This window comes from Crossiella sp. SN42, assembly GCF_023897065.1.
Taxonomy (GTDB): domain Bacteria; phylum Actinomycetota; class Actinomycetes; order Mycobacteriales; family Pseudonocardiaceae; genus Crossiella.
Window position 1 is genome coordinate 1 of sequence record NZ_JAMHIV010000075.1, and the last position, 5,516, is coordinate 5,516.

A 5,516-nucleotide genomic window follows, 5' to 3' on the forward strand; every position below is an offset into this window, starting at 1 on the left:
GGTTTCGCCCCTGCTGCCACCGGGTGTGTCCATCGCGGCGGTCAACACCCCAACCTCGGTAGTGGTCTCAGGCGACGCCGACGCGGTGGAAGCCTTGCGGGACTGCGGTTTCCGCACCACCCGACTCAAGGTCAGCCACGCCTTCCACTCCGCGCACCTCGATCCGATCCTGGACGAGTTCGCCGCTGTGGCAGCGGGTTTGACCTACCACGAACCCCGGATCCCGGTCATCACCAACCTCACCGGCGAGATCGCCACTACCCTCACCGACCCCCAGCACTGGGTCCGCCACGTCCGCGGCACCGTCCGCTTCGCCGACGGCCTGGCCACCCTCGCCAACCAAGGCGTGACCCACCTGGTCGAAGTCGGCCCACACCCGGCGCTCACCCCGATGGCGCAAGAGGTCTCGGGCGAGTGGCACGCCGCCGGAGTCATGCGCCGCGACCAGGACGTCTTCCTGGACCAGCTCGGCCACCTCTGGGCCACCGGACTCCCCGTCGACTGGCCCACCCTGCTGCCCGAAACCGCACCGATCCACCTCCCCACCTACCCCTTCCAGCGCGAACGCTTCTGGATCGACGCGGTCCCCGAGGCCCCGAGCACCACCGAACTGGGACTCGGCGCGGCCGGGCACCCGCTGCTCGGCGCGAGTCTGCGGACCGCCGAGGGCACCACCCTGTTCACCGGCCAACTCTCCCTGCGCGCCCAGCCCTGGCTCGCCGACCACGCCGTGCTCGGCACCACCCTGTTGCCCGGCACCGCTTTCCTGGACCTCGCGCTGCACGCCGGCGGCGGCGACCGCCTGGTGGACCTGGTGGTGGAACGCGCGCTCCCCCTGCCGGACCAGGACCCGGTGCGCATCCTGGTCTCGGTCGGCGAGGCGGACGAGCGCGGGCACCGGCCGGTGGCGGTCTACTCGGCCGGCGGCGAGGAACCCTGGCAGCGGCACGCGACCGGCGCGCTCGCCCCGGCGGCGGAGCTGCCCGCGACCACCCTGGACTGGCCGCCCGCGGACGCGACCGAACTCGACGTGCGCTCGCACTACGACGAGCTGGCCGACCTGGGTTACCAGTACGGTCCCGCCTTCCGCGGCCTGCGCGCCGCCTGGCAGCGTGGCGAGGAGGTCTTCGCCGAACTCGACCTGCCCGAGCTGTCCGAGGGCCACGTCCTGCACCCCGCGGTGCTGGACTCGGCGCTGCACGCGGTCGCCCTCGGATCCGTTGCGGGGCCGCCGAAACTGCCGTTCGCCTGGGAGGACGTGACCCTCGCCCGCCCCGGCCTGACCCCGGCGCGAGCGCACCTGCGGCCCACCGGCGCCGACACCCTCACGCTCACCCTGTTCAGCCGGGACGGTGAACTGGTGGCCACGGTCGGCTCGCTGCGGCTGCGCGAGATGTCCGCGGCCGCGCCGGACCCGATCTTCGCCCTGGACTGGAAGCCGCTGGCCGACCTGCCCGCCACCCCGGCTGCCGACGTCGACCTGCACCACTTCGAAACCCCCGCCGGAGACCCGGCGACCGCCGCACGGGCCGCCACCAACGACATCCTCGGCCTGCTGCGCTCCTGGCTGGCCGACCCCGCCCACGAAGGCAGGCGGCTCGCCGTGCTGACCGAGGGCGCGGTCCGGGCCGGCGCGGGCGAGCGGGTGCCGAACCTGGCGGCGGCCGCGGTCTGGGGCGCGGTGCGGTCCGCGCAGTCCGAGCACCCGGACCGGTTCGTGCTGGTGGACACCGACAACGCCGCGGCCTCAGCCGAGGTGCTGCCCCTGGCCCTGGCCGCCGGCGAGCCGCAGCTGGCCATCCGCGCCGGCGCGGTCCGCGTGGCCCGGCTGGACCGGCTCACCGCCAGCGAAGAGCTCCAGCCACCGGCCACCGGGCAGTGGCGGCTGGACGTGACCGCCAAGGGCACCCTGGACAACCTCGCGCTGCTGCCGGTCGAGCCGGAACCCCTTGCCGCGCACCAGGTCCGGATCGCGGTGCGGGCCAGCGGGCTGAACTTCCGGGATGTGCTGATCGCGCTGGGCGTCTATCCGAGCGAGGAGGCGGTGATCGGCGGCGAGGCCGCGGGCGTGGTCCTCGAAGTCGGTGCCGCGGTGACCGGGCTGGCCGTCGGCGACGAGGTGTTCGGGCTGGTGCCCGGTTCGGCCGGGCCGGTCGCGGTGACCGACCACCGGCTGGTCACCCACCTGCCACGCGGCTGGTCCTTCGCCCAAGCCGCGGTGGTGCCGGTGGTGTTCCTGACCGCCTACTACGGGTTGCGCGATCTGGCCGACATCCGTGCAGGCCAGTCGCTGCTGGTGCACGCGGCCGCGGGCGGGGTCGGCATGGCCGCGATCCAGCTGGCCCGGCACTGGGGTGTGGAGGTCTTCGGCACGGCCAGCGCGGGCAAGCACGGGGTGCTGCGGGAGCTGGGGCTGGACGAGGCGCACCTGGCCTCCTCCCGCGATCTCGGCTTCGCGGAGCGGTTCCCGTCCGGGATCGACGTGGTGCTGAACTCGCTGGCCGGGGAGTTCGTGGACGCCTCGCTGCGGCTGCTGCGGCCCGGCGGGCACTTCCTGGAGATGGGCAAGACCGACCTGCGCGACCCGGCCGAGATCACCGGCGTGCGCTACCGGCCGTTCGACCTGCAGGCCGACGCCGCGCCCGGGCGGGTGCAGGAGATGTTGCGCGCACTGGTCGAGCTGTTCGAGGCCGGGGTGCTGCGCCCGCTCCCGGTCACCGCCTGGGACGTGCGGCAGGCGCCCGAGGCCTTCCGCTACTTCCGCGAGGCCCGGCACGTGGGCAAGCTCGCGCTGACCCTGCCACCCGCCCCCGTCGCCGAGGGCACGGTGGTGATCAGCGGCGGCACCGGCGCGCTGGGCGCGGCCCTGGCCCGGCACCTGGTGCTTGGCTGGGGCGCGCGGGACCTGCTGCTGCTGAGCCGCCGCGGCCTGGCCGCGCCGGGGGCGGCCGAACTGGTCGCCGAACTCGCCGAGCAGGGCGCGACCGTCCGGGTGCGGGCCTGCGATCTGGCGGTCCGCGAGGAGGTGGCCGCGGCGCTGGCCGGGGTCCGGGCGCGCGCGGTGATCCACACCGCCGGGGTGCTGGCGGACGCGGTGCTCGCCGGGCAGACCCCGGAGCAGGTGGCCACGGTGTTCGGCCCCAAGGTCGACGGCGCCTGGCACCTGCACGAGCTGGCAGGCAACCCGGAGCTGTTCGTGGTGTTCTCCTCCGCCGCCGGGGTCTTCGGCGGTGCGGGGCAGGCCAACTACGCCGCGGCCAACAGCTTCCTGGACGCGCTGGTGGAACACCGCCGCGCCCAGGGCCTGCCCGGGCTCGCGCTGGCCTGGGGACCGTGGCTGGGCGGTGGCATGGCCGGGGAACTCACCGAGCACGAGCAGAACCGGTTGGCCCGCGGCGGAATCGCGCCGGTGACGGTGGAGCGCGGACTGGCCCTCTTCGACGCCGCGCTCTCCGCGCACCGCGCCGCGGTGGTGCCCGCCCCGCTGGACCGGGCCGCGTTCGCCGGCCGGGCCGTGCCCGCACTGCTGCGCGAACTGGTCCAGTCCCCCACCAGCCGGACTCGGGAGAGCCGCCCACAGGACCTGCTCGGGCTGGTCACCGCCGAGGCGGCCGCGGTGCTCGGGCACAGCTCCGCGCGTTCGGTCCCAGCCGGGAAACCCTTTGCCGAACTGGGCATCGACTCGCTGACCGCGATCGAGCTGCGCAACCGGCTGGCCGCCGCGACCGGGCTCACCCTGTCCGCGACCGTGGTCTTCGACCACCCCAGCCCGGCCGCACTGGCCCAGCACCTGACCGAGCTGTCCACCCCGGCGGAGTCCACCACTGCCGAGACGACCCGCCGGGACGTGGTGGACGAGCCGATCGCCGTGGTGGGCATCGGCTGCCGCTTCCCCGGTGGCATCCGCGCGCCGGAGGACCTGTGGCGGCTGCTCGCCGACGGCGCGGACGCCATCACCGAGTTCCCGGACAACCGCGGCTGGCCGCTGGACGAGCTGTTCCACCCCGATCCCGACCACCCGGGCACCAGCTACGTCCGGCACGGCGGTTTCCTGCACGACGCGGACCGCTTCGACGCGGACTTCTTCGAGATCAACCACCGGGAGGCCGTCGCGGCCGACCCGCAGCAGCGGGTGCTGCTGGAAACCGCCTGGGAGGCGCTGGAACACGCGGGCATCGTGCCCGCGGCGGTGCGCGGCAGCGACACCGGCGTGTTCATGGGCGCCAGTTCCACCGACTACTCGGCGGTGGCCGACTCCGCGGTGGCCCAGACCGAGGGCTACCGACTGACCGGCACCTCGGCCAGCATCATCTCCGGGCGGGTGTCCTACCTGTTCGGGCTGGAAGGCCCATCCGTCACCGTGGACACCGCCTGCTCCTCCTCGCTGGTGGCCATCCACCTGGCGGTGCAGGCCCTGCGCGCCGGTGAGTGCGCGACGGCGCTGGCCGGTGGGGTGAGTGTGCTGGCGACCCCGACCATCTTCACCGAGTTCAGCCGCCAGCGCGGCCTGGCCGCCGACGGCCGGGCCAAGCCGTTCTCCGCCGGGGCGGACGGCACCAGCTGGAGCGAGGGCGCCGGAGTCCTGGTGCTGCAACGACTTTCCGAGGCCCAGCGGCTCGGCCGCCCGATCCTCGGGATCATCCGGGGCTCGGCGGTCAACCAGGACGGCGCCTCCAACGGCCTCACCGCGCCGAACGGGCCGTCCCAGCAGCGGGTGATGCGCCAGGCGCTGGCCAGTGCCGGGCTGTCGGCCGCCGAGGTGGACGTGGTGGAGGCGCACGGCACCGGCACCCGGCTCGGCGACCCGATCGAAGCCCAGGCCGTGCAGGCGGTCTACGGCGCGGCGCACACCCCGGAGTCCCCGCTGTGGCTGGGCTCGCTGAAGTCCAACCTGGGCCACACCCAGGCCGCCGCGGGAGTCGGCGGCGTGATCAAGATGCTGCTGGCGCTGCGGCACGAGGAACTGCCGCGCACCCTGCACGCCGAGACGCCCACCCCGCACGTGGCCTGGGACGGCACGGTCGAACTGCTCGCCGAGGCCCAGCCGTGGCCGCGCACCGAGCGCCCGCGCCGGGCCGCGGTGTCCTCCTTCGGCATGAGCGGCACCAACGCCCACCTCATCCTGGAGCAGGCCCCGGCGACCGAAATCACCGCGACAGCAACCTCGGACGGTCCGGTGCCGTGGACGATCAGCGCCCGCTCCACCACCGCCCTGCGCGAGCAGGCCCGGCGGCTGGCCGCGGTGGTCCGGGCACAGCCGGAGGCGAGTGCCGTCGAGATCGGGTACGCGCTCGCCAGGAACCGGTCCGCCTTCGAGCACCGGGCCACGGTGATTGTGTCCACTGTGGACGATGCGCTGACTGAACTGGATGTGCTGGCCGCAGCCGGAGAATCGGCGGAGGTGGTGACCGGCGAGGCTGCGGCCTGTGGTGGTCCGGTGTTCGTGTTCCCGGGTCAGGGTTCGCAGTGGGCGCAGATGGCGGTCGGGCTGCTGGACTCCGCGCCGGTGTTCGCCG

The 5,516-nt window shown here is 74.5% G+C and carries 1 protein-coding gene; it reads left to right on the forward strand.

Annotated features, from left to right (window positions below; genetic code table 11):
* Positions 1 to 61 precede the first annotated feature (61 nt).
* The coding region (locus M8C13_RS44210; protein WP_252486850.1) for a type I polyketide synthase at positions 62 to 5,516 on the forward strand (5,455 nt) is incomplete at its 3' end.